General features: G+C 63.8%; 17 protein-coding genes and 5 tRNA genes. All 22 read left to right on the top strand.

Annotated elements, in window-relative coordinates; all coding sequences use genetic code 11:
- The first annotated feature begins 1 nt into the window (after position 1).
- The 22 genes from ABE522_RS06670 (at position 2) to fusA (ending at position 23469) form a co-directional block, all read left to right on the top strand.
- A tRNA-Gln gene (locus ABE522_RS06670) sits at positions 2-78 on the top strand.
- Positions 79-216: 138 nt separating this feature from the next.
- Positions 217-1176, top strand: a complete 960-nt coding sequence (locus ABE522_RS06665; protein ID WP_042614861.1) for a ribose-phosphate diphosphokinase — start codon at positions 217-219, stop codon at positions 1174-1176.
- Between the two features lie 110 nt (positions 1177-1286).
- Positions 1287-1910: a 50S ribosomal protein L25/general stress protein Ctc gene (locus ABE522_RS06660; protein ID WP_042614860.1), complete on the top strand. Its 624-nt coding sequence runs from the start codon at positions 1287-1289 to the stop codon at positions 1908-1910.
- Between the two features lie 77 nt (positions 1911-1987).
- A complete protein-coding gene (gene pth, locus ABE522_RS06655) occupies positions 1988-2566 on the top strand; it encodes an aminoacyl-tRNA hydrolase (RefSeq protein ID WP_346591003.1) in 579 nt (192 codons plus the stop codon).
- 173 nt (positions 2567-2739) lie between these two features.
- Positions 2740-3831 (top strand): redox-regulated ATPase YchF, encoded by a 1092-nt coding sequence (gene ychF, locus ABE522_RS06650; protein ID WP_346591002.1) that lies wholly within the window; start codon positions 2740-2742, stop codon positions 3829-3831.
- Positions 3832-4616: 785 nt separating this feature from the next.
- Positions 4617-5660, top strand: coding sequence for an isoaspartyl peptidase/L-asparaginase family protein (locus ABE522_RS06645; protein ID WP_346591001.1), 1044 nt, complete (start codon positions 4617-4619; stop codon positions 5658-5660).
- Between the two features lie 136 nt (positions 5661-5796).
- Positions 5797-5882, top strand: a tRNA-Tyr gene (locus tag ABE522_RS06640).
- A 35-nt stretch (positions 5883-5917) separates the two neighbouring features.
- Positions 5918-5991, top strand: a tRNA-Gly gene (locus ABE522_RS06635).
- A gap of 53 nt (positions 5992-6044) precedes the next feature.
- A tRNA-Thr gene (locus ABE522_RS06630) sits at positions 6045-6120 on the top strand.
- A gap of 40 nt (positions 6121-6160) precedes the next feature.
- Positions 6161-7351 (top strand): elongation factor Tu, encoded by a 1191-nt coding sequence (tuf, locus tag ABE522_RS06625; protein ID WP_101098575.1) that lies wholly within the window; start codon positions 6161-6163, stop codon positions 7349-7351.
- 103 nt (positions 7352-7454) lie between these two features.
- A tRNA-Trp gene (locus ABE522_RS06620) sits at positions 7455-7530 on the top strand.
- Between the two features lie 46 nt (positions 7531-7576).
- Positions 7577-7990: a preprotein translocase subunit SecE gene (gene secE, locus ABE522_RS06615; RefSeq protein WP_101098572.1), complete on the top strand. Its 414-nt coding sequence runs from the start codon at positions 7577-7579 to the stop codon at positions 7988-7990.
- A gap of 10 nt (positions 7991-8000) precedes the next feature.
- A complete protein-coding gene (gene nusG, locus ABE522_RS06610; protein WP_042615323.1) occupies positions 8001-8564 on the top strand; it encodes a transcription termination/antitermination protein NusG in 564 nt (187 codons plus the stop codon).
- A gap of 201 nt (positions 8565-8765) precedes the next feature.
- Entirely contained in the window at positions 8766-9194 is a 429-nt protein-coding gene (rplK, locus tag ABE522_RS06605; RefSeq protein WP_042615322.1) for a 50S ribosomal protein L11, read from the top strand.
- 4 nt (positions 9195-9198) lie between these two features.
- The gene (gene rplA, locus ABE522_RS06600; protein WP_042615321.1) at positions 9199-9897 is read left to right on the top strand and encodes a 50S ribosomal protein L1; all 699 of its coding nucleotides are present in this window, start codon (positions 9199-9201) and stop codon (positions 9895-9897) included.
- Positions 9898-10282: 385 nt separating this feature from the next.
- Positions 10283-10816 carry a 50S ribosomal protein L10 gene (gene rplJ, locus ABE522_RS06595; RefSeq protein WP_042615320.1) on the top strand — a complete coding sequence of 178 codons (534 nt, stop codon included), beginning with the start codon at positions 10283-10285 and terminating at the stop codon, positions 10814-10816.
- Positions 10817-10879: 63 nt separating this feature from the next.
- On the top strand, positions 10880-11248 hold the full coding sequence (rplL, locus tag ABE522_RS06590; protein WP_042615319.1) for a 50S ribosomal protein L7/L12: 369 nt from the start codon (positions 10880-10882) through the stop codon (positions 11246-11248).
- A gap of 309 nt (positions 11249-11557) precedes the next feature.
- Entirely contained in the window at positions 11558-15712 is a 4155-nt protein-coding gene (gene rpoB, locus ABE522_RS06585; protein WP_042615318.1) for a DNA-directed RNA polymerase subunit beta, read from the top strand.
- 89 nt (positions 15713-15801) lie between these two features.
- A complete protein-coding gene (rpoC, locus tag ABE522_RS06580) occupies positions 15802-20046 on the top strand; it encodes a DNA-directed RNA polymerase subunit beta' (protein WP_101098573.1) in 4245 nt (1414 codons plus the stop codon).
- Positions 20047-20336: 290 nt separating this feature from the next.
- The gene (gene rpsL / locus ABE522_RS06575) at positions 20337-20711 is read left to right on the top strand and encodes a 30S ribosomal protein S12 (RefSeq protein ID WP_042615316.1); all 375 of its coding nucleotides are present in this window, start codon (positions 20337-20339) and stop codon (positions 20709-20711) included.
- A gap of 11 nt (positions 20712-20722) precedes the next feature.
- Positions 20723-21190: a 30S ribosomal protein S7 gene (gene rpsG, locus ABE522_RS06570; RefSeq protein ID WP_042615315.1), complete on the top strand. Its 468-nt coding sequence runs from the start codon at positions 20723-20725 to the stop codon at positions 21188-21190.
- Between the two features lie 137 nt (positions 21191-21327).
- Positions 21328-23469 carry an elongation factor G gene (fusA, locus tag ABE522_RS06565; protein WP_346591000.1) on the top strand — a complete coding sequence of 714 codons (2142 nt, stop codon included), beginning with the start codon at positions 21328-21330 and terminating at the stop codon, positions 23467-23469.
- Positions 23470-23513: the final 44 nt, after the last annotated feature.

Below are 23513 nucleotides of genomic sequence, written 5' to 3'. Positions count from 1 at the left end.
CAGGGGCGTCGCCAAGAGGCCCAAGGCACCAGGTTTTGATCCTGGCATTCGGAGGTTCGAATCCTCCCGCCCCTGCCACTTGCGGCTTGGTCCGCGCCAACCAGCGCAGCTGTCTGCGCGGGACGTGGAAATGCCGTGGTGCAATCAGCCGCAGGGGCCTTCGGGCGCCTGGGGTAACCCGATCTCCGCCACTCGCCCCCGCCCGAGACAACCATGATGCAAGATTCGCCCAACCTGCTGGTCTTTTCCGGCAACGCCAACAAACGCCTCGCACAGAACATCTGCAAGGAGCTGGGCGTGCGTCCGGGCAAGGCGTTGGTGTCGCACTTCTCCGATGGCGAAGTGCAGGTCGAAATCGAGGAGAACGTCCGCAAGCAGGACGTCTTCGTGATCCAGCCGACCAGTGCGCCCAGCGCAGAGAATCTGATGGAACTGCTGGTGCTGATCGACGCGCTCAAGCGCGCATCGGTGGCCAGCGTCACCGCGGTAGTGCCGTACTTCGGCTACTCGCGCCAGGATCGCCGCATGCGGTCTTCGCGCGTGCCGATCACCGCCAAGCTGGCGGCGAAGATGTTCAGCACCGCCGGTGCCGATCGGGTGTTGACCGTGGACCTGCATGCCGACCAGATCCAGGGCTTCTTCGATATCCCGGTGGACAATGTGTACGCCTCGCCGCTGCTGCTCGCCGATATCTGGCGCGCCTACGGCACCGAAAACCTGATCGTGGTGTCCCCGGACGTAGGTGGCGTGGTGCGCGCGCGCGCCGTCGCCAAGCGCCTGGACGATGCCGACCTGGCGATCATCGACAAGCGCCGTCCGCGCGCCAACGTGTCCACCGTGATGAACATCATCGGTGACGTCGAAGGCAAGACCTGCGTGATGGTCGATGACATCGTCGATACCGCCGGCACGCTGTGCGCCGCTGCTGCTGCCCTGAAGGCGCGCGGCGCGCTCAAGGTCGCGGCGTACTGCACCCACGCGGTGCTGTCCGGCCCGGCGGTGGACAACATCACCAATTCCCAGCTCGATGAGCTGGTGGTGACCGACACCATCCCGCTGAAGGACGCCGCGCGGGTCTGCAGCAAGATCCGCCAGCTCAGCGTGGCGGAAATGCTGGCCGAAACGATGCGCCGCATCGCCTTCGGTGAGTCGGTCAGCTCGTTGTACGTGGATTGATTTTTTTTCGTTCCGGCCGGTAACGGCAGGGACCTCCAAGGGCACTTCTGGTCGCGGAAGTGCCTTCATCCGCCCCGCCACACGGCAGGGCACCCAACAGGTAGTAGAAAATGTCCAAGACCCATGAAATCAAGGTCACCAAGCGTGAACTGCAGCGCAAGGGTGCGAGCCGCCGCCTGCGTCACGCTGGCGTGATCCCGGCGATCGTCTACGGCGGCAACGCCGAGCCGGTCGCCATCAGCCTTGACCACAATGAAATCTGGCTGGCCCAGTACAACGATTGGTTCTACTCGTCCATCCTGGACCTGAACCTCGATGGCAAGGTCGAGCGCGTGCTGCTGCGTGACATGCAGCGCCACCCGTTCAAGCAGCTGATCCTGCACCTGGATTTCCTGCGCGTGAACGAGAACGAAGTCCTGACCGCTTCGGTGCCGCTGCACTTCATCAACGAAGAAACCTCGCCGGCTGGCAAGGCTTCGGACATCGTGGTCACCCACGAAGTGAAGGAAGTGACCGTGTCCTGCCTGCCGAAGGACCTGCCGGAGTCGATTGAAGTCGACCTGGGCGCCCTGGAAGCCGGTGGCGTGATCCATCTGTCCGACCTCAAGCTGCCGAAGGGCGTTGAGCTGCCGGCGCTGGCGCTGGGCAAGGATCACGACGATGCCGTGGTCACCGCCAAGCACGGCAAGGAAGACGCTGCCGACGCTGCCGAAGACGCAGAAGCCGCAGAGTAATGCCGTTGCGGCGCCTGTCCCCCGGGACGGGCGCCGTACCTGCCGGCAGCGCTGGCAGGCCGCAACAGGAAGAGACAATGGCAGGATTGCGACTGATCGTCGGCCTGGGAAACCCAGGTGCCGAGCACGCCCGGACCCGGCACAACGCTGGGTTTCATTTTGTGGAGGCCCTGGCCGAAAAGGCGGGCGCACGCTGGAGCGTGGACAGCAAGCTGTTCGGCGAAACCGCCAAGGTCGATATCGCAGGCCAGCCGGTCTGGCTGCTGAAGCCGGCCACCTACATGAACCTCAGTGGCAAGTCGGTCACCGCCGCGCAGCGGTTCTGGAAGATCGAGCCTGAAGAAACCCTGCTGGCACACGACGAGCTGGACCTGCCGCCGGGTGCGGCGCGGTTGAAGTTCGATGGCGGCCACGGGGGGCAGAATGGCCTTCGCGATACCATCCGCCTGCTCGGGCACGGCAGGTTCCATCGCCTGCGCGTGGGCATCGGTCATCCCGGCCACAAGGACCGTGTGGTGCCGTGGGTGCTGGGACGGGCATCGAAGGATGACGACGTGCTGGTCGCACGGGCCATCGACGACGCCATCGATGTGCTGCCATTGGCGGTGCAGGGGGATTTCAACGAGGCGATGAAGCGCCTGCATACCCCGAAGTAACCCAGCAAGATGGGTAGCGCCGAGCCATGCTCGGCGGAAATTGGTAGCGCCGAGCCATGCTCGGCGGAAATTGGTAGCGCCGAGCCATGCTCGGCGGTTGTGCGAAGAGAGCGATTTGCCAAGCCGCGCGCGCGCTGCTTCGCCAATCACTTTCACCCCAAAGGTTGTCGAACATGGGTATCAAATGCGGAATCGTCGGCCTGCCCAACGTGGGCAAGTCGACACTGTTCAACGCGCTGACCAAGGCAGGTATCGCTGCGGCCAACTTCCCGTTCTGCACCATCGAGCCGAACGTCGGCATCGTGCCGGTGCCGGATCCGCGGCTGAACGAGCTGGCGGCGATCATCAACCCGCAGAAGGTCATCCCGACGGCGGTCGAGTTCGTCGACATCGCCGGCCTGGTGGCCGGTGCGGCCAGCGGCGAAGGCCTGGGCAACAAGTTCCTGGCGCACATCCGCGAAGTGGATGCGATCACCCACGTGGTGCGTTGCTTCGAAAACGCCGACGTCATCCACGTCAACAACAAGGTTGATCCGCTGTCGGACATCGACACCATCGATACCGAGCTGGCGCTGGCCGACCTGGACAGCGTGGAGAAGGCGCTGAACCGCGCCGAGCGTTCGGCCAAGGGCGGCGACAAGGAAGCGGCGGCACGCAAGCCGGTGCTGGCCAAGCTGCAGGCGGCGCTGGCCGATGGCAAGGCCGGTCGTTCGGCCGGCCTGGACGAAGAGGAAAAAGCGCTGGTGCGCGACCTGTTCCTGCTGACGCTGAAGCCGGTGATGTACATCGCCAACGTGCTGGAAGATGGCTTCGAGAACAATCCACACCTGGATGCGGTGCGTGCGCGCGCGGCCGAAGAGGGTGCGAAAGTGGTGCCGGTGTCGGCGGCCATCGAAGAGGAGCTGTCGCAGCTGGATGACGAAGACCGTGACACCTTCCTGGCCGACCTGGGCCTGCAGGAGCCGGGCTTGAACCGCGTCATCAATGCGGCCTACCAGCTGCTGGGCCTGCAGACCTACTTCACCGCAGGCGTGAAGGAAGTGCGTGCGTGGACCGTGCGCAAGGGCGCCACCGCGCCGCAGGCGGCCGCGGTGATCCATACCGATTTCGAGAAGGGCTTCATCCGCGCTGAAACCATCGCCTACGACGACTTCATCAAGTTCAAGGGCGAAGCCGGTGCCAAGGAAGCCGGGCGCCTGCGCCTGGAAGGCAAGGAATACCGCGTGCAGGAAGGCGACGTGCTGCACTTCCGCTTCAACGTCTGATCCTGCAACAGGCGATCGGAAGCCCTCGCCTGCGGGTGAACGGCGGAGCGCCTCGTGGTGGGTCGCCAAGTGCGGGTTCGGTGGTTTGGGCCGGGCGGGAGGGGTTGGTGGGGGACGGCAGAAGCCGCTCCTGCGGGCCTCGTTTCGCGCCATCCTTGGCGCGGGTCCACGTCACCGCATTCGCGCTGCCGCTCCCACGCTTTGCTGCGCAAACCGTGGGCCCCATCTCACCAGCACCCACACCCCGCCGCTTCGCGGCCGCCCCTGACTCAGGGGCTCCCTCCACCCGATGGCCACCGAGGCCGTTTGGTGACGCCGGCCATGGGTCGGCGCTACCGCTTTTTCTTTTTTCTTACGTGGCGGGCCGCGCCCGGCCCCGGCGCGAGAACAAGCACTTCGCGACCCGCCACGAGTGGCTCTGCCGTTCGCTGCTGCGATACATCGTTCGCTTGAGTGAGCCGCATCACGGCTGCGTGCGGGGCTTCTTTCGCCTGGACAAATAATGACCAGCGTTCAAAACGCCTGCGGTGCGTGGCTCAGCGGTACTTGTCCACATCAAACCCCCACGGCTCTCCACGTGGGGTGTGGAGAACCGCATCGCGCTGGACAAATAATCGCCACCTTTCGAAACGCCTGCGGCATGGTGCTCAGCGGTACTTGTCCACACCAAACCCCCATCGCTCTCCACGCCGGGTGTGGAGAACCCGGCGCCGGCATCGAGCGGCACTTGCGAATGTCCGCGCCGCCGCGCAGCGTGTCGGCAACTGTGTGATGGGAGTTGCCGAATGAGCCTGCGCCTGGGAATGCTGTGCGCCCTGTTGTCGATCTCCGTTGCCGCCGCGGCCGCACCTGCACCTGCGCCTGCACCTGCACCTGAAACGGCGCCGCTGCTGGTCATCCATGGCGGTGCCGGCGTGCAGCGTGCGGGGTTGTCCGCCGAAGAAGAGCGCGCCGCGCGCACGGCGCTGCGCAATGCGTTGCTGCAGGGGCATGCCGAGCTGCAGGCAGGCCGCCCGGCACTGGCCGCGGTGACCCGGGCGATCACCGTGCTGGAGGATGACCCGACCTTCAATGCAGGGCGCGGTGCGGTGTTCACCCACGACGGCCGCAACGAGCTGGACGCTGCGCTGATGGACGGCGCGACGCGCCGCGCCGGCGCGGTGGCCGGCGTGCAGCGCGTGCGCAACCCGATCCTGCTGGCGCAGGCGGTGATGGCGCACTCCGCGCACGTGATGATGGTGGGGCAGGGGGCTGAAACGTTCGCTGCCGAACAGGGCATCAGCCTGGTCGATCCGTCCTACTTCCGCACTGAAAAGCGCTGGCAGCAGCTGCAGCGCGCCCTGCAGGAGGAGATGGCGGGGCAGGCGCATGCCGAGCTGGAAACCGCCAGGCACTTCGGTACCGTCGGCGCGCTCGCGCTGGATGCCGAAGGAAAGCTCGCCGCGGGCACGTCGACCGGCGGCATGACCAACAAGCGCTACGGACGGGTAGGCGACTCGCCGGTCATCGGCGCGGGGACCTGGGCCGACGAGGGTTGTGCCGTCTCCGGCACCGGCTGGGGCGAGTTCTACCTGCGCACCGCGGCCGCGCACGAGATCTGCGCACGCGTGCGGCTGGCGGGTGCGTCCGCCGCGCAGGCAGGGCGCGAGGTGATCAACGGGATGATCCCTGCGCTGGGCGGCGACGGCGGGGCGATCGTGCTCACTGCGAAGGGCGAGGTCGGGCTGCCGTTCAACACCGAAGGCATGTACCGCGGCTGGATCGGCGCGGACGGTGTGCCGCATGTTGCGATCTTCGACGACGAAGCGCTGCCGCTGCCGGGTCAATAACCTTGCGTATCAACGGGTTTGCGACAGCGTGTGAAAAAAAAGAAAAAACGTGTTGACAGACCCCCGCCGGATCAGCAGAATTGCGGGCTCACCACCACACACCGCAACGCTTCGGCGCCACGGCATGGGGTGGTAAGGAGGGATACCCAAGCGGCCAACGGGGGCAGACTGTAAATCTGCTGGCTTACGCCTTCGGTGGTTCGAATCCACCTCCCTCCACCAGTTTCACGTAGTTTCACGTTGTGGCAATTCCCGGTGCGGGAGTAGTTCAATGGTAGAACTTCAGCCTTCCAAGCTGATTGTGCGGGTTCGATTCCCGTCTCCCGCTCCATTGAATGTTTAGAACTTTGAAGATATTTCAGTTCGTGCCATAATGCAAAACTCGCTCACGTAGCTCAGTCGGTAGAGCACTTCCTTGGTAAGGAAGAGGTCGAAGGTTCGATTCCTTTCGTGAGCACCATCTTCAGCACCACCCCAAGACGAATTCGAGATAAGCAGCCATGGCCAAGGGTAAGTTCGAGCGCACCAAGCCGCACGTCAACGTCGGCACCATCGGTCACGTCGACCACGGCAAGACCACGCTGACCGCCGCACTGACCAAGATCGGTGCCGAGCGCTTCGGTGGCGAGTTCAAGGATTACTCCGCGATCGACGCCGCGCCGGAAGAAAAGGCGCGTGGCATCACGATCTCGACCGCACACGTCGAATACGAATCCACCGTTCGTCATTACGCCCACGTCGATTGCCCGGGCCATGCCGACTACGTCAAGAACATGATCACCGGTGCTGCGCAGATGGATGGCGCGATCCTGGTCTGTTCCGCTGCTGACGGCCCGATGCCGCAGACCCGCGAGCACATCCTGCTGTCGCGCCAGGTCGGCGTGCCGTACATCGTCGTGTTCCTGAACAAGGCCGACATGGTCGACGACGCCGAGCTGCTCGAGCTGGTCGAAATGGAAGTGCGCGAGCTGCTGAGCAAGTACGACTTCCCGGGCGACGACACCCCGATCATCGCCGGTTCGGCCCGCCTGGCGCTGGAAGGCGACCAGAGCGACATCGGCGTGCCGGCCGTGATCAAGCTGGTCGAAGCCCTGGACAGCTGGATTCCGCTGCCGGAGCGTGACGTCGACAAGCCGTTCCTGATGCCGGTGGAAGACGTGTTCTCGATCTCGGGCCGCGGCACCGTGGTGACCGGTCGTATCGAGCGCGGCGTGATCAAGGTCGGCGAAGAAATCGAAATCGTCGGTATCCGTGACACCGTCAAGACCACCGTCACCGGCGTGGAAATGTTCCGCAAGCTGCTCGACCAGGGTCAGGCAGGCGACAACGCCGGTCTGCTGCTGCGCGGCACCAAGCGTGACGACGTGCAGCGCGGTCAGGTCCTGTGCAAGCCGGGTTCGATCAAGCCGCACACCGAGTTCGAAGGCGAAGTGTACGTGCTGTCGAAGGATGAGGGCGGCCGTCACACCCCGTTCTTCAACGGCTACCGTCCGCAGTTCTACTTCCGCACCACCGACATCACCGGCGCTGCCAAGCTGCCGGAAGGTGTTGAAATGGTGATGCCGGGCGACAACGTGAAGATGGTTGTCACCCTGATCAACCCGGTCGCCATGGACGAAGGCCTGCGCTTCGCCATCCGCGAAGGCGGTCGTACCGTCGGCGCCGGCGTGGTCTCCAAGATCATCAAGTAATCTGCACTACCGGCGGTTTTTGTAAAGCTGCCGGTCGCGCGAGTGGCGGGCCGGGAACCTCGGTCCGCCTTCGCCGTCTAAGGCAAGGCAAAGTTTATAACGTACGCCAGTAGCTCAATTGGCAGAGCAGCGGTCTCCAAAACCGCAGGTTGGGGGTTCGAGTCCCTCCTGGCGTGCCATCTGCCTTCCTAACCAGCGGTCCGCCGCTAAAGCAGCCCGAGCCGGATGAACAGCAAGATCGAACACTCCAAGGATACGTCCACTTCTGGTGGAGACCTCGTCAAGTACGTCGCCGCAGCCCTGTTGGTGCTGGCCGGACTGTTCGTGTGGTTCTGGTTCTCTGCAGACTCCGGTCGTGCCGCCCAGCTGGGTGCATGGGCCGGTCAGATCCGCGCGCTGGCCGTCATTGTCGGCCTGGCGGGCGGTATTGCCGTTTTCATGCTGACCGGGAAAGGCCGCGATACCCGCGAATTCCTGTCCGAGTCGCGCTTCGAGCTGCGCAAAGTGGTCTGGCCGACGCGCCAGGAAGCCATCCGGATGACCTGGGTCGTCATCGTCGTTGTGATCATCCTCAGCCTGCTGCTGGGTGGGTTCGACTTCGTCATTCAGAAACTGACTCAGCTGTTCCTGAGCCGGTAAGGAGATACCCATGAAGCGCTGGTACGTTGTTCACGCCTATTCAGGCTTCGAGAAGTCGGTTGCGCAGGCGCTGCGCGATCGCATCGTTCGTGAAGAGAAGCAGGAGCTGTTTGGTGATGTGCTGGTCCCGACCGAAGAAGTGGTCGAGATGCGCGCTGGCCAGAAGCGCCGCTCCGAACGCAAGTTCTTCCCCGGCTACGTGCTGGTCCAGATCGAGACCCACGAAGAAGGCGGCATCCCGCGCATCGACAGCGAAAGCTGGCACCTGGTGAAGGACACCTCCCGCGTGCTGGGCTTCATCGGCGGTACCGCCGACCGTCCGCTGCCGATCGCCGATTCAGAGGCCGAGGCCATCCTGAACCGGGTCCAGGACGGGATCGAGAAGCCGCGTCCGAAGGTGCTGTTCGAGCCGGGCCAGATGGTCCGCGTCACCGACGGCCCGTTCAACGACTTCAATGGCGTCGTGGAAGAAGTCAACTACGAGAAGAGCCGCCTGCGCGTCTCGGTGCTGATCTTCGGTCGCGCCACGCCGGTCGAACTCGAGTTTGGCCAGGTCGAGAAGGCCACCGGCTGATAGCCCGTCGTGTCGAGTGCGCTCGACACTGCCGGGTAGCGCTGGTATAGTGCCCGGCTTCCTGCCAGGGAACTGGCAAAAGTGAAGGCCGCCGAAAGGTGGCCTTCGGCGTGTATTCAAAAACGCGATGCCGGGACGCGTGATTCCCGGTCCGATGGGGAGCCTGTTGTCGTAAGGCGCTAGCACCCGGAGAGCATACTCATGGCAAAGAAAGTTGTCGGTTACATCAAGCTGCAGGTGAAGGCCGGTCAGGCCAACCCCTCGCCGCCGGTCGGTCCTGCGCTGGGTCAGCGCGGCCTGAACATCATGGAATTCTGCAAGGCCTTCAATGCCGCCACGCAGAAGCTCGAGCCGGGCCTGCCGGTTCCGGTGATCATCACGGCCTATTCGGACCGTACGTTCACCTTCATCACCAAGAGCACCCCGGCGACCACCCTGCTGAAGAAGGCTGCTGGCATCTCGTCGGGCTCCAAGCGCCCGAACACCGAGAAGGTCGGCAAGGTCACCCGCAAGCAGCTGGAAGAGATCGCCAAGGCGAAGGAACCCGACCTGACCGCCGCTGACCTGGACGCCGCCGTGCGTACCATCGCCGGCTCGGCCCGTTCTATCGGCATCGTGGTGGAGGGCTAATAACATGGCACTGAACAAGCGTGAAAAGGCCCTGAAGGCCGCCGTCGTCCCGGGCAAGTCGTATGGCTTCGAAGACGCGATCAAGATCCTGAAGACCACCGCCAGCGCCAAGTTCGTCGAGTCGATCGACGTGGCCGTGCGCCTGGGCGTGGACGCCAAGAAGTCCGACCAGCAGGTGCGCGGTTCCACCGTGCTGCCGGCCGGTACCGGCAAGTCGGTCCGCGTTGCGGTGTTCGCACCGGCCGGTGCCAAGGCTGACGAAGCCCTGGCCGCTGGCGCCGAAGCCGTCGGCATGGACGACCTGGCCGAAAAGATGCAGGCCGGTGATCTGAACTATGACGTCGTGATCGCGACCCCGGACGCGATGCGCGTCGTGGGTAAGCTGGGCACCGTGCTCGGCCCGCGCGGCCTGATGCCGAACCCGAAGGTCGGCACCGTTTCGGCCAACCCGGGTGAAGCCGTCAAGAACGCCAAGTCGGGCCAGGTGCGTTACCGCACCGACAAGGCCGGCATCATCCACTGCACCATCGGCAAGGCCAGCTTCGAAGACGAAGCGCTGAAGTCGAACCTGCAGGCGCTGCTGCTGGACCTGATCAAGGCCAAGCCGGCCACCTCGAAGGGCCTGTACCTGCAGAAGGTGTCGGTCAGCTCGACGATGGGCCCGGGCGTCACCGTCGACCAGTCGACCCTGACCCTGAAGTAATCGTTTGAAGCGGATGTGGGGCCCCCGGGTCCCGCATCCGTCCCATTTGAAGGCAACCGCCGGCAGCGCATCGCCGGTGGCAGCCGTCAAAGACCGCAGGTGCGGTCGTGGCATGCCGGCGACGGGCACGGAAGCTCGATTTGGCAGGGAGTCGCCGCCGGAGCAGTCACGAACGCTTAATCGATCCATCCGGATCACCCTGCGTAGATGGTGCCCTTCTGGAGTTTTTCTGGTTCACGCAATCCTGGGTAGCCCCAGGTTGAGTCCAGGTCTGGAACGGCCCACCCCCCGGAACATCAACCCGATGTTCCCGGTGTCCAGGAAGGACGCCGCCCAGGACCGCAAACGGCAGGAGCCGTAAGCGGAGTTCAATCGGAGGAGTGCAATGGCTCTCAATCTGTCCCAGAAGCAAGAAGTAGTCGCGGAGCTGGCAGACATCGCCGCCAAGGCCCACTCCTTGATCGCAGCCGAATACGCTGGCACCACGGTCTCCCAGATGACCGCGATGCGCAAGCAGGCTCGTGAAACCGGCGTTTTCTTGAAAGTTGTCAAGAACACCCTGGCGTCGCGTGCCGTTGAAGGCACCGAATTCGCATGTGCACAGGACAAGCTGGTCGGTCCGCTGCTGTATGCGTTCTCGCTCGAGGAGCCCGGCGCAGCCGGTCGCCTGATCAAGGAATTCGCCAAGGGCAACGATAAGCTGCAGCCCAAGGTTGTCGCCATTGGTGGCGAAGTGTTCCCGGCAAGCCACGTTGACGTGTTGGCCTCGCTGCCGACCCTCGACCAGGCCCTGGCAATGCTGGCACGCGTCCTGACCGAGCCGGTCACGATGTTCGCGCGCGCCAACAAGGCACTGGCGGATCAGCTGGGTGGTGGCGAAGCCGCTGCTGCTGCTGAGCCGGTCGCCGAGACCGCCTGAGTTTCGACCTACCGTGGTTCCTGACGGAACCTCAATCCAGAAAATCATTCAAAGGTAATCAAAATGTCCCTTTCCAACGAACAGATCGTCGAAGCCATCGCCTCGAAGTCCCTGATGGAAGTGATGGAGCTGGTCAAGGCCATCGAAGAGAAGTTCGGCGTTTCCGCCGCTGCTCCGGTCGCCGTGGCTGCTGCCGCTGGCCCGGCTGCCGCTGTTGAAGAGCAGACCGAATTCACCGTGACCCTGAAGTCGCCGGGCGACAAGAAGGTCGAAGTGATCAAGGCCGTCCGCGCCATCACCGGCCTGGGCCTGAAGGAAGCGAAGGACCTGACCGAAGCCGGCGGCGTCGTGAAGGAAGGCGCGTCGAAGGACGAAGCCGAGAAGATCAAGAAGGACCTGGAAGCTGCTGGCGCGACTGTCGAAGTCAAGTAAGCAGATCCCTTGCGTCGCCATCGATTTCCGGCGATGCAGCCAAGGCTGGGGGCGTAAAGCCCCCGGCCTTTGGTCGTTTCATGCGGTACCCCGAACATCGTTGAAAAAAGCCCAACACGGGCTGCAGGAAAAGGCCCGCCCGGCCAGCGCCAAGCGCGGCGGCGGTCAAGCAGATGCAGTCAAGTTGGCAGTTGGAAGTAGCAATAGAAGGCGTGCTGGTGCCGGCAATACCAGCGACTTCCAACTGACAATTTCAAGTTTCCTTTTGGGTCGTGGACGCACGCCCCGCACAACAAGGTGGAAGATCTCATGACGTCCTATTCGTTCACCGAGAAGAAGCGCATCCGCAAGGATTTCGCCAAGTCGCGCGCGATTCTCGAAGTGCCGTTCCTGCTCGCCATCCAGGTGGATTCCTACCGCGAGTTCCTGCAGGAAAACGTCGATCCGGCCAAGCGCACGGACCACGGCCTGCACGCCGCACTGAAGTCCGTCTTCCCCATCTCCAGCTACAGCGGCAATGCCGCGCTGGAATATGTCGGCTACAAGCTGGGCGAACCGGTGTTCGACGAGCGCGAGTGCCGCCAGCGTGGCATGAGCTACGGCGCGCCGTTGCGCGTGACCGTGCGCCTGGTGATCTACGACCGTGAGTCGTCGACCAAGGCCATCAAGTACGTGAAGGAGCAGGAGGTCTACCTCGGCGAGATCCCGCTGATGACCGAGAACGGCACCTTCATCGTCAACGGCACCGAGCGCGTCATCGTCTCCCAGCTGCACCGCTCGCCGGGCGTGTTCTTCGACCACGACCGTGGCAAGACCCACAGCTCGGGCAAGCTGCTGTACAGCGCCCGCATCATCCCGTACCGCGGTTCCTGGCTGGACTTCGAGTTCGACCCGAAGGACGCGCTGTTCACCCGTATCGATCGCCGTCGCAAGCTGCCGGTGTCGATCCTGCTGCGCGCGCTTGGCTACAGCAACGAAGAGATGCTGGCCGAGTTCTTCGAGATCAACACGTTCCACATCAACCCCGACGAAGGCGTGCAGCTGGAGCTGGTCGCCGAGCGCCTGCGTGGTGAAACCCTGGGCTTCGACCTGGCCGACGGTGACAAGGTCATCGTGGAAGCCGGCAAGCGCATCACCGCGCGCCACGTCAAGCAGCTGGAAGCCTCGGGCATCGCCGCCCTGGCCGTGCCGGACGATTACATCGTCGGCCGCATCCTGTCGCACGACGTGGTCGATTCGGCCACCGGCGAACTGCTGGCGCAGGCCAACGACGAAATCACCGACGACCAGCTGCAGGCCTTCCGCAAGGCCGGCGTGGACGCGGTGGGCACCCTGTGGGTGAACGACCTCGATCGTGGTCCGTACCTGTCCAACACCCTGCGCATCGATCCGACCAAGACGCAGCTGGAAGCGCTGGTCGAGATCTACCGCATGATGCGTCCGGGCGAGCCGCCGACCAAGGACGCCGCGCAGAACCTGTTCCACAACCTGTTCTTCACCTTCGAGCGTTACGACCTGTCCACGGTCGGCCGGATGAAGTTCAACCGTCGCGTGGGCCGCAAGGAAACCACCGGCGAAGCCGTGCTGTACGACCGCAAGTACTACGGCGAGCGCAACGACGAAGAGTCCAAGCGCCTGGTCGCCGCGCATGGCGAATCGTCCGACATCCTGGACGTGATCAAGGTCCTGACCGAGATCCGCAACGGCCGTGGCGTCGTCGATGACATCGACCACCTGGGCAACCGTCGCGTGCGTTCGGTCGGTGAAATGGCCGAGAACGTGTTCCGCGTGGGCCTGGTCCGCGTCGAGCGCGCGGTCAAGGAACGCCTGTCGATGGCCGAATCCGAAGGCCTGACCCCGCAGGAACTGATCAACGCCAAGCCGGTGGCTGCGGCGATCAAGGAATTCTTCGGCTCCTCGCAGCTGTCGCAGTTCATGGATCAGAACAACCCGCTGTCGGAAGTCACGCACAAGCGTCGCGTCTCGGCCCTGGGCCCGGGCGGCCTGACCCGCGAACGCGCCGGCTTCGAAGTGCGCGACGTGCACCCGACCCATTACGGCCGCGTCTGCACCATCGAAACGCCGGAAGGCCCGAACATCGGCCTGATCAACTCGCTGGCCGTGTACGCCCGCACCAATGAGTACGGTTTCCTTGAAACCCCGTACCGCAAGGTCGTGGACGGCAAGGTGTTCGACGAAGTCGAGTTCCTGTCGGCCATCGAAGAAAACGAGTACGTCATTGCCCAGGCCAACGCCCTGACCAATGCCGACAGCGTGCTGACCGAGCAGTTCGTGCCGTGCCGCTTCCAGGGCGAGTCGCTGCTGAAGCCGCCGGCGGAAGTGCACTTCATGGACGTCTCGCCGATGCAGACCGTGTCGGTCGCCGCGGCGCTGGTTCCGTTCCTGGAACACGATGACGCCAACCGTGCACTGATGGGCGCCAACATGCAGCGCCAGGCCGTGCCGACCCTGCGTGCGCAGAAGCCGCTGGTGGGTACCGGTATCGAACGTGCCGTGGCACGCGACTCCGGCGTCACCGTCAACGCCCGTCGTGGTGGTGAAGTGGTGCAGGTCGATGCCGCACGCATCGTGGTCAAGATCGTCGAAGAAGAAATCATCGGCGCGACCGACGCCGGCGTGGACATCTACAACCTGGTCAAGTACACCCGTTCCAACCAGAACACCTGCATCAACCAGCGTCCGCTGGTGAACGTGGGTGACGTGGTGGCGCGTGGCGACGTGCTGGCCGACGGTCCGTCCACCGACATCGGCGAACTGGCCCTGGGCCAGAACATGCTGATCGCCTTCATGCCGTGGAACGGCTACAACTTCGAAGACTCCATCCTGCTCTCCGAGCGCGTGGTGGAAGAGGATCGTTACACCACGATCCACATCGAAGAGCTGACCTGCGTCGCGCGTGACACCAAGCTGGGGCCGGAGGAAATCTCCGCCGACATCCCGAACGTGTCCGAGCAGGCGCTGAACCGCCTGGACGAATCCGGCGTGGTGTACATCGGTGCCGAAGTGCGCGCCGGCGACATCCTGGTCGGCAAGGTCACCCCGAAGGGTGAAAGCCAGCTGACCCCGGAAGAGAAGCTGCTGCGCGCGATCTTCGGCGAGAAGGCTTCGGACGTGAAGGACAGCTCGCTGCGCGTGCCGCCGGGCATGGACGGCACCGTCATCGACGTGCAGGTCTTCACCCGCGACGGCATCGAGAAGGACAAGCGTGCGCGCCAGATCGAGGAATCCGAGATCAAGCGCGTCAAGAAGGACTTCGACGACCAGTACCGCATCCTGGAAGGTGCCATCTACGCCCGCCTGCGTTCGCAGATCGTCGGCAAGGTGGTCAACGGCGGTGCCAACCTGAAGAAGGGCGACGTCATCACCGACGCCTACCTGGACGGCCTGAAGAAGGCTGACTGGTTCGTGCTGCGCATGAAGGACGAGGACGCTTCGGAAGCCATCGAACGCGCCCAGAAGCAGATCCAGGCGCACGAGAAGGAATTCGAGCGTCGCTTCGCCGACAAGCGCGGCAAGATCACCGCCGGCGACGACCTCGCCCCGGGCGTGCTGAAGATGGTCAAGGTGTTCATGGCCGTCAAGCGCCGCATCCAGCCGGGCGACAAGATGGCAGGCCGCCACGGCAACAAGGGTGTGGTCTCCAACGTGGTGCCGGTCGAAGACATGCCGTACATGGCCTCGGGCGAGACCGTGGACATCGTGCTGAACCCGCTGGGCGTGCCGTCGCGCATGAACATCGGGCAGATCCTTGAAGTCCACCTGGGCTGGGCCGCCAAGGGCCTGGGTCGCAAGATCCAGGGCATGCTGGAAGCCCAGGCCGCCGTGGCGCAGCTGCGCGTGTTCCTGGACGAGGTGTACAACCACGACAGCGACAACGTGGCCACCCACGTCGACCTGACCCAGTTCAGCGATGAAGAGCTGCTGCGCCTGGCCGGCAACCTGACCGACGGCGTGCCGATGGCAACGCCGGTCTTCGACGGTGCCACCGAAGCGGAGATCAAGCGCATGCTGGAACTGGCGGACCTGCCGACCAGCGGCCAGACCCAGCTGTATGACGGCCGTACCGGCGAGGCATTCGATCGCCACACCACCGTCGGCTACATGCACTACCTGAAGCTGAACCACCTGGTCGACGACAAGATGCACGCCCGTTCGACCGGCCCGTACTCGCTCGTCACCCAGCAGCCGCTGGGCGGCAAGGCGCAGTTCGGCGGCCAGCGCTTCGGTGAAATGGAAGTCTGGGCGCTGGAAGCCTACGGCGCGGCCTACACCCTGCAGGAAATGCTGACGGTGAAGTCCGATGACGTGCAGGGCCGCAACCAGATGTACAAGAACATCGTCGACGGCGAGCACGAGATGGTGGCCGGCATGCCGGAATCCTTCAACGTGCTGGTGAAGGAAATCCGTTCGCTGGCCATCAACATGGAACTGGAAGACAACTGATCGCGCAGGCGCTGCTGCTCCCGGGCAGCAGCGCCGCCGCTTAGTCCCGACAGCCCATCGACAACGCATTCCTCCTTCTGGAGAACACCATGAAAGACCTGCTCAACCTCTTCAACCAGCAGCGCCAGACGCTGGATTTCGACGCGATCAAGATCGCGCTGGCGTCGCCCGACCTGATCCGTTCGTGGTCGTTCGGCGAAGTGAAGAAGCCGGAAACCATCAACTACCGTACGTTCAAGCCCGAGCGTGACGGCCTGTTCTGCGCCGCGATCTTCGGACCGGTCAAGGACTACGAGTGCCTGTGCGGCAAGTACAAGCGCATGAAGCACCGCGGCGTGGTCTGCGAAAAGTGCGGCACCGAAGTGACCCTGGCCAAGGTGCGCCGCGAGCGCATGGGCCACATCGACCTGGCCTCGCCGGTCGCGCACATCTGGTTCCTCAAGTCGCTGCCGTCGCGCATCGGCCTGATGCTGGACATGACCCTGCGTGACATCGAGCGCGTGCTGTACTTCGAAGCCTACGTGGTGACCGAGCCGGGCCTGACCGCCCTGGAGCGCCGCCAGCTGCTGACCGAAGAGCAGTACCTGACCGCACGCCAGGAACACGGCGACGACTTCGACGCCGCCATGGGCGCCGAGGCCGTGTACGAACTGCTGCGCACCATCGACCTGCAGTCGGAAATGACCCGCCTGCGCGAAGAGATCGCCAGCACCGGCTCGGAAACCAAGCTCAAGCGCCTCACCAAGCGCATCAAGCTGATCGAAGCCTTCCTGGAATCGGGCAACCGTCCGGAGTGGATGGTGATGACCGTGCTGCCGGTGCTGCCGCCGGACCTGCGTCCGCTGGTGCCGCTGGACGGTGGCCGCTTCGCGACCTCCGATCTGAACGACCTGTACCGCCGCGTCATCAACCGCAACAACCGCCTGCGCCGCCTGCTCGAACTGAGCGCGCCGGACATCATCGTGCGCAATGAAAAGCGCATGCTGCAGGAATCGGTCGATGCACTGCTGGACAACGGCCGTCGTGGCCGTGCCATCACCGGCACCAACAAGCGCCCGCTGAAGTCGCTGGCCGACATGATCAAGGGCAAGCAGGGTCGCTTCCGCCAGAACCTGCTGGGCAAGCGCGTGGACTACTCGGGCCGTTCGGTCATCGTGGTCGGTCCGTACCTGCGCCTGCACCAGTGCGGCCTGCCGAAGAAGATGGCGCTGGAACTGTTCAAGCCGTTCGTGTTCGCCAAGCTGCAGCGTCGTGGCCTGGCCACCACCATCAAGGCCGCCAAGAAGCTGGTCGAGCGCGAAGAAGCCGAAGTCTGGGACATCCTGGAAGAGGTCATCCGCGAACATCCGGTGATGCTGAACCGTGCGCCGACCCTGCATCGCCTGGGCATCCAGGCGTTCGAGCCGGTGCTGATCGAAGGCAAGGCCATCCAGCTGCACCCGCTGGTCTGCACCGCGTTCAACGCCGACTTCGACGGTGACCAGATGGCCGTCCACGTGCCGCTCTCGCTGGAAGCCCAGCTGGAAGCGCGTGCGCTGATGATGTCCACCAACAACATCCTGTCGCCGGCCAACGGCGAGCCGATCATCGTGCCCTCGCAGGACGTCGTGCTGGGTCTGTACTACATGACCCGCTCGCTGGTGAACAAGAAGGGCGAGGGCATGGCCTTCGCCAACATCGCCGAAGTCAAGCGCGCCTATGACAACCGCGTGGTGGAACTGCACGCACGCGTCAAGGTCCGCATCACCGAAGTGGTGACCGACGAAGACGGCAACAAGCAGGACAAGACCTCGATCGTGGAAACCACGATCGGTCGTGCGCTGCTGGCCGAAATCCTGCCGGAAGGCCTGCCGTTCGCGCTGGCCAACACCGAGCTGACCAAGAAGAACATCAGCCGCCTGATCAACTCCAGCTACCGCCAGCTGGGCTTGAAGGACACGGTCGTGTTCGCCGACAAGTTGATGTACACCGGCTTCGCCTATGCAACCCGCGCCGGCGTGTCGATCGGCATCGACGACATGCTGATCCCGGACGAGAAGCGCGGCATCCTCACCGAGGCCGAAGCCGAAGTGCTGGAAATCCAGGAGCAGTACCAGTCGGGCCTGGTCACCGCCGGCGAGCGTTACAACAAGGTGGTCGACATCTGGTCGCGCACCAACGAGCGCATCGCCAAGGCGATGATGGACACCATCGGTACCGAGAAGGTCACCGATTCCAAGGGTGACATCATCGACCAGAAGTCGATGAACTCGCTGTACATCATGGCCGACTCCGGTGCGCGTGGTTCGCAGGCGCAGATCCGCCAGCTGGCCGGTATGCGCGGCCTGATGGCGCGTCCGGATGGCTCCATCATCGAAACGCCCATCAAAGCGAACTTCCGTGAAGGCCTGAACGTGCAGGAGTACTTCAACTCCACCCACGGTGCCCGTAAGGGTCTGGCCGATACCGCGCTGAAGACCGCCAACTCGGGTTACCTGACCCGTCGTCTGGTGGACGTGGCGCAGGACGTGGTGATCACCGAAGTGGATTGCGGTACCACCGAAGGCCTGACCATGACCCCGATCGTGGAAGGCGGCGACGTCGTGGAGCCGTTGAAGGACCGCGTGCTGGGTCGTGTCGTGGCCGAGGACGTGTTCCTGCCGGGCAACGACGAAGATCCGATCGTGACCCGCAACACGCTGCTCGACGAAGCGTGGGTGGCCAAGCTGGAAGATGCCGGCGTGCAGACCATCAAGGTCCGTTCGACGATCTCCTGCGCCTCCGCGTTCGGCGTCTGCGGTCGCTGCTACGGCCGCGACCTGGCCCGTGGCCACATCGTCAACATCGGTGAAGCGGTCGGCGTCATCGCCGCGCAGTCGATCGGTGAGCCGGGTACCCAGCTGACCATGCGTACGTTCCACATCGGTGGTGCGGCATCGCGTGCGGCAGCAGTGGACAACATCACCGTCAAGACCACCGGTTCGGTGAAGTTCAACAACCTGAAGTCGGTCGAGCACGCCAACGGTTCGCTGGTGGCGGTGTCGCGCTCGGGCGAAATCTCGGTGCTCGATGCCCATGGCCGCGAGCGCGAGCGTTACAAGCTGCCGTACGGCTCGATGATCGCGTCCAAGGACGGCGATGCAGTGAAGGCTGGCCAGACCGTGGCCAACTGGGATCCGCATAACCACCCGATCGTGTCGGAGGTCGCTGGTTTCCTGCGCTTCATCGACTTCGTCGACGGCATCACCGTCATCGAGAAGACCGACGAACTGACCGGCCTGGCCTCGCGCGAGATCACCGATCCGAAGCGTCGCGGCTCGATGGGCAAGGACCTGCGTCCGTTGATCCGCATCGTCGATGCCAAGGGCAACGACCTGCTGATCCCGGGCACCGACATGCCGGCCCAGTACCTGCTGCCGCCGCGCTCCATCGTCAACCTGCAGGACGGCGCCGCCGTGGGCGTGGGTGACGTGGTCGCCAAGATCCCGCAGGAAGCGTCCAAGACCCGCGACATCACCGGTGGTCTGCCGCGCGTCGCCGATCTGTTCGAAGCACGCAAGCCGAAGGATCCGGCGGTGCTGGCCGAGCGTTCGGGCATCATCAGCTTCGGCAAGGACACCAAGGGCAAGCAGCGCCTGATCATCAAGGACACCGATGGTTCGGAACACGAAGAGCTGATTCCGAAGTACCGCCAGGTGATCGTGTTCGAAGGTGAGCACGTGACCAAGGGCGAGACCATCGTGGACGGCGAGCCGAGCCCGCAGGACATCCTGCGCCTGCTGGGTGTCGAGCCGCTGGCCGCCTACCTGGTCAAGGAAATCCAGGACGTGTACCGCCTGCAGGGCGTGAAGATCAACGACAAGCACATCGAGGTGATCACCCGCCAGATGCTGCGCAAGGTCGAGATCACCGACCAGGGCAACAGCAAGTTCCTGAATGGCGAACAGGTGGAACGTCAGCGCGTTATCGAGGAGAATGCACGCCTCGGTGCCCGTAGCGAACTGCCGGCGCAGTACGATCCGGTCCTGCTGGGCATCACCAAGGCCTCGCTGGCCACCGAGTCGTTCATCTCGGCGGCGTCCTTCCAGGAAACCACCCGCGTGCTGACCGAAGCTGCCGTCCGCGGCACCAAGGACAACCTGCGTGGCCTGAAGGAAAACGTCATCGTCGGTCGCCTGATCCCGGCCGGTACCGGCCTGTCGTATCACGCCAACCGCCGCCGCAACGCGAGCGGGCTGACCGATTCGGAAATGCAGACGCTGGCCGGTACCCCGGTTGCCCCTGCCGCCGTTGTCGCCGAGCCGGTGATCGAAGCCGCTGCCGAAGCCGACCAGGCTCCGGGCAGCGACGAGTAAGCAGGGCGGTCCGGTTGAAAGACCGGACCTGCCGGGTTGCAGCACCGGGCCAATGGCCGGGTGGTAGTGAAAGGGCAGGGGAGACTCCGGTCTCTCCCGCCAGTCTGAACGGGGTACACGGAGGCCCCCCGGTAACCTTCCAGGATAAGGAAGGGCTTGACAGGAGCGCATTTGACTGCGTTTCTGGCAGGTTGCTACAATCGTCTGTCTCAGCAGGCCAGTCATGGTCTGCTTTAACATTTCCGCATCTCTGGCCGGCATCTGCCGGCCCCAATCAGAAGAACCTACTGATGGCGACGATCAACCAGCTGGTCCGCAAGCCGCGGCAAGCTACCACCTACAAGAGTGCCTCGCCGGCGCTCGAGAAGTGCCCGCAGCGCCGTGGCGTCTGCACGCGCGTCTACACCACCACCCCGAAGAAGCCGAACTCGGCCCTCCGCAAGGTTGCAAAGGTCCGCCTGACCAACCAGGAAGAGGTCATCAGCTATATCGGTGGTGAAGGCCACAACCTGCAGGAGCACTCCGTGGTCCTGATCCGCGGCGGTCGCGTCAAGGATCTGCCGGGTGTGCGTTACCACACTGTTCGCGGTTCGCTCGATGCCTCCGGTGTCGCCAAGCGTCGCCAGGCCCGTTCGAAGTACGGCGCCAAGCGTCCGAAGGCATAAGGAGAGAGCACATGTCGCGTAAAGGTAATACTCCCCAGCGTTCCGTCCTGCCCGATCCGAAGCACGGAAGTGAAACGATCGCCCGCTTCATCAACATGGTGATGCTGAGCGGCAAGAAGTCCGTGGCCGAGAAGATCGTCTACGGTGCGATGGACGTGATCAGCGAAAAGAACGCCAACTCGATCGAGCTGGTGCAGAAGGCGCTGGACAACGTTGCGCCGTCGGTCGAGGTCAAGTCCCGCCGTGTCGGTGGTGCCACCTACCAGGTGCCGGTCGAAGTGCGTTCCTCGCGCAAGATGGCCCTGGCCATGCGTTGGCTGATCGACTCCGCGCGCAAGCGTGGCGAGAACACCATGCCGAAGAAGCTCGCTGCTGAACTGATCGATGCCTCGGAAAACCGTGGCGGCGCCATCAAGAAGCGCGAAGAAACCCACCGTATGGCCGAAGCCAACAAGGCATTCGCCCACTACCGCTGGTGAGTTTGACGGCCTTGCAAAACAGGCAGGGCAGCACCATCTGAGTGCTGCCCCGCGACCCCGGAAGGGTCGCGCCAATCCGAAGGCCGCCGAAAGGCGGCGTTCGGCCATCCGAAATCCAAGAAATCGAGAGGCTCCCCGTGGCCCGCACCACTCCCATCGAGCGTTACCGCAATTTCGGCATCATGGCCCACATCGATGCCGGCAAGACCACCACGTCCGAGCGCATCCTGTTCTACACCGGCAAGAGCCACAAGATCGGTGAAGTGCACGACGGCGCTGCCACCATGGACTGGATGGAGCAGGAGCAGGAGCGTGGCATCACGATCCAGTCCGCTGCCACCACCGCGTTCTGGAAGGGCATGGACAAGTCCCTGCCGGAGCACCGTTTCAACATCATCGACACCCCCGGGCACGTCGACTTCACCATCGAAGTGGAGCGCTCGCTGCGCGTGCTCGACGGTGCGGTGTTCGTGCTGTGCGCCGTCGGTGGCGTCCAGCCGCAGTCCGAAACCGTGTGGCGCCAGGCCAACCGGTACAAGGTGCCGCGCATTGCCTTCGTCAACAAGATGGACCGTACCGGTGCCAACTTCACCAAGGTCGTTGGCCAGCTGAAGGCCAAGCTCGGTGCCGTTGCCGTGCCGATGCAGCTGCCGATCGGCGCTGAAGAAAACTTCAAGGGCGTGGTCGACCTCATCAAGATGAAGGCCATCCATTGGGATGAAGCTTCGCAGGGCATGAAGTTCGATTACCTGGAGATCCCGGCCGACATGCTGGCGGAGGCCGAAGAGGCCCGCACCTACATGATCGAAGCCGCGGCTGAAGCCAGCGAAGAGATGATGGAAAAGTACCTGGGCGGCGAAGAGCTGACCGAGGCCGAGATCGTCGAGGCCCTGCGCGTGCGCACGCTGGCCACCGACATCGTGCCGATGTACTGCGGTTCGGCGTTCAAGAACAAGGGCGTGCAGGCCATGCTGGACGGCGTCGTGCAGCTGCTGCCGTCGCCGATCGACGTGCCGGACGTGACCGGTACCGACGTGGACGACGAAACCGTCGCCCTGAGCCGCAAGTCGGACGACAAGGCGCCGTTCTCGGCGCTGGCCTTCAAGATCATCACCGACCCGTTCGTCGGCGCGCTGACCTTCTTCCGTGTCTACTCGGGCACGCTGAACGCCGGCGACCAGCTGCTGAACTCGGTCAAGGGCAAGAAGGAGCGCATCGGTCGCATCCTGCAGATGCACTCCAACGATCGCGAAGAGATCAAGGAAGTGCTGGCCGGTGACATCGCCGCGGCCGTGGGTCTGAAGGACACCACCACCGGTGACACGCTGTGCTCGCAGGAGCACCCGATCATCCTGGAGCGCATGGTGTTCCCGGAGCCGGTCATCTCGATGGCCGTCGAACCGAAGACCAAGTCCGACCAGGAAAAGATGGGTCTCGCCCTCGGCCGCCTGGCCCAGGAAGATCCGTCGTTCCGCGTGAAGACCGACCAGGAATCCGGCCAGACGATCATCTCGGGCATGGGTGAGCTGCACCTGGACATCATCGTCGACCGCATGAAGCGCGAGTTCAACGTTGAAGCCAACGTCGGCAAGCCGCAGGTGGCTTACCGCGAAACCATCCAGATGTCGGATGTGAAGTCGGACTACAAGCACGCCAAGCAGTCCGGTGGTAAGGGTCAGTACGGTCACGTCGTGATCGAGCTGTCGCCGATCACCGCTGAAGACCGTGCCGATCCGAAGATCGGTCCGATGATCAAGGACGACTTCCTGTTCATCAACGACATCACCGGTGGCGTGATTCCGAAGGAATTCATTCCGTCGATCGAAAAGGGCCTGCGCGAAACCATCACCAGCGGTCCGCTGGCTGGCTTCCCGGTCGTGGACGTCAAGGTCAAGCTGGTGTTCGGCTCGTACCACGACGTCGACTCCTCGGAAATGGCGTTCAAGCTGGCCTCCTCGATGGCCTTCAAGCAGGGCTTCTCCAAGGCCAAGCCGGTCCTGCTGGAGCCGATCATGAAGGTCGAGATCGTGACCCCGAGCGACTATCAGGGTGACGTGATGGGCGACGTCAGCCGTCGTCGCGGCATGCTGCAGGGTTCGAGCGTGACCGGTGACGGTTCGGCGGAAATCATCAACGCGATGATCCCGCTGGGTGAAATGTTCGGCTACGCGACCTCGCTGCGTTCGCAGACCCAGGGCCGTGCCACGTTCACGATGGAGTTCGACCACTACGAGCCGGCGCCGAGCAACATCGCCGACGAAGTCATGAAGAAGGCCTGAGCCCAGCTCAGGTCCTCCACACCACTTTAGAAACTAAAAGGTAG

The organism is Stenotrophomonas lacuserhaii, from assembly GCF_039674585.1.
Taxonomy (GTDB): domain Bacteria; phylum Pseudomonadota; class Gammaproteobacteria; order Xanthomonadales; family Xanthomonadaceae; genus Stenotrophomonas; species Stenotrophomonas pennii_A.
The sequence above is the reverse complement of the archived record's forward strand: the minus strand, read 5'-3'. Positions and strand labels throughout refer to the sequence as shown.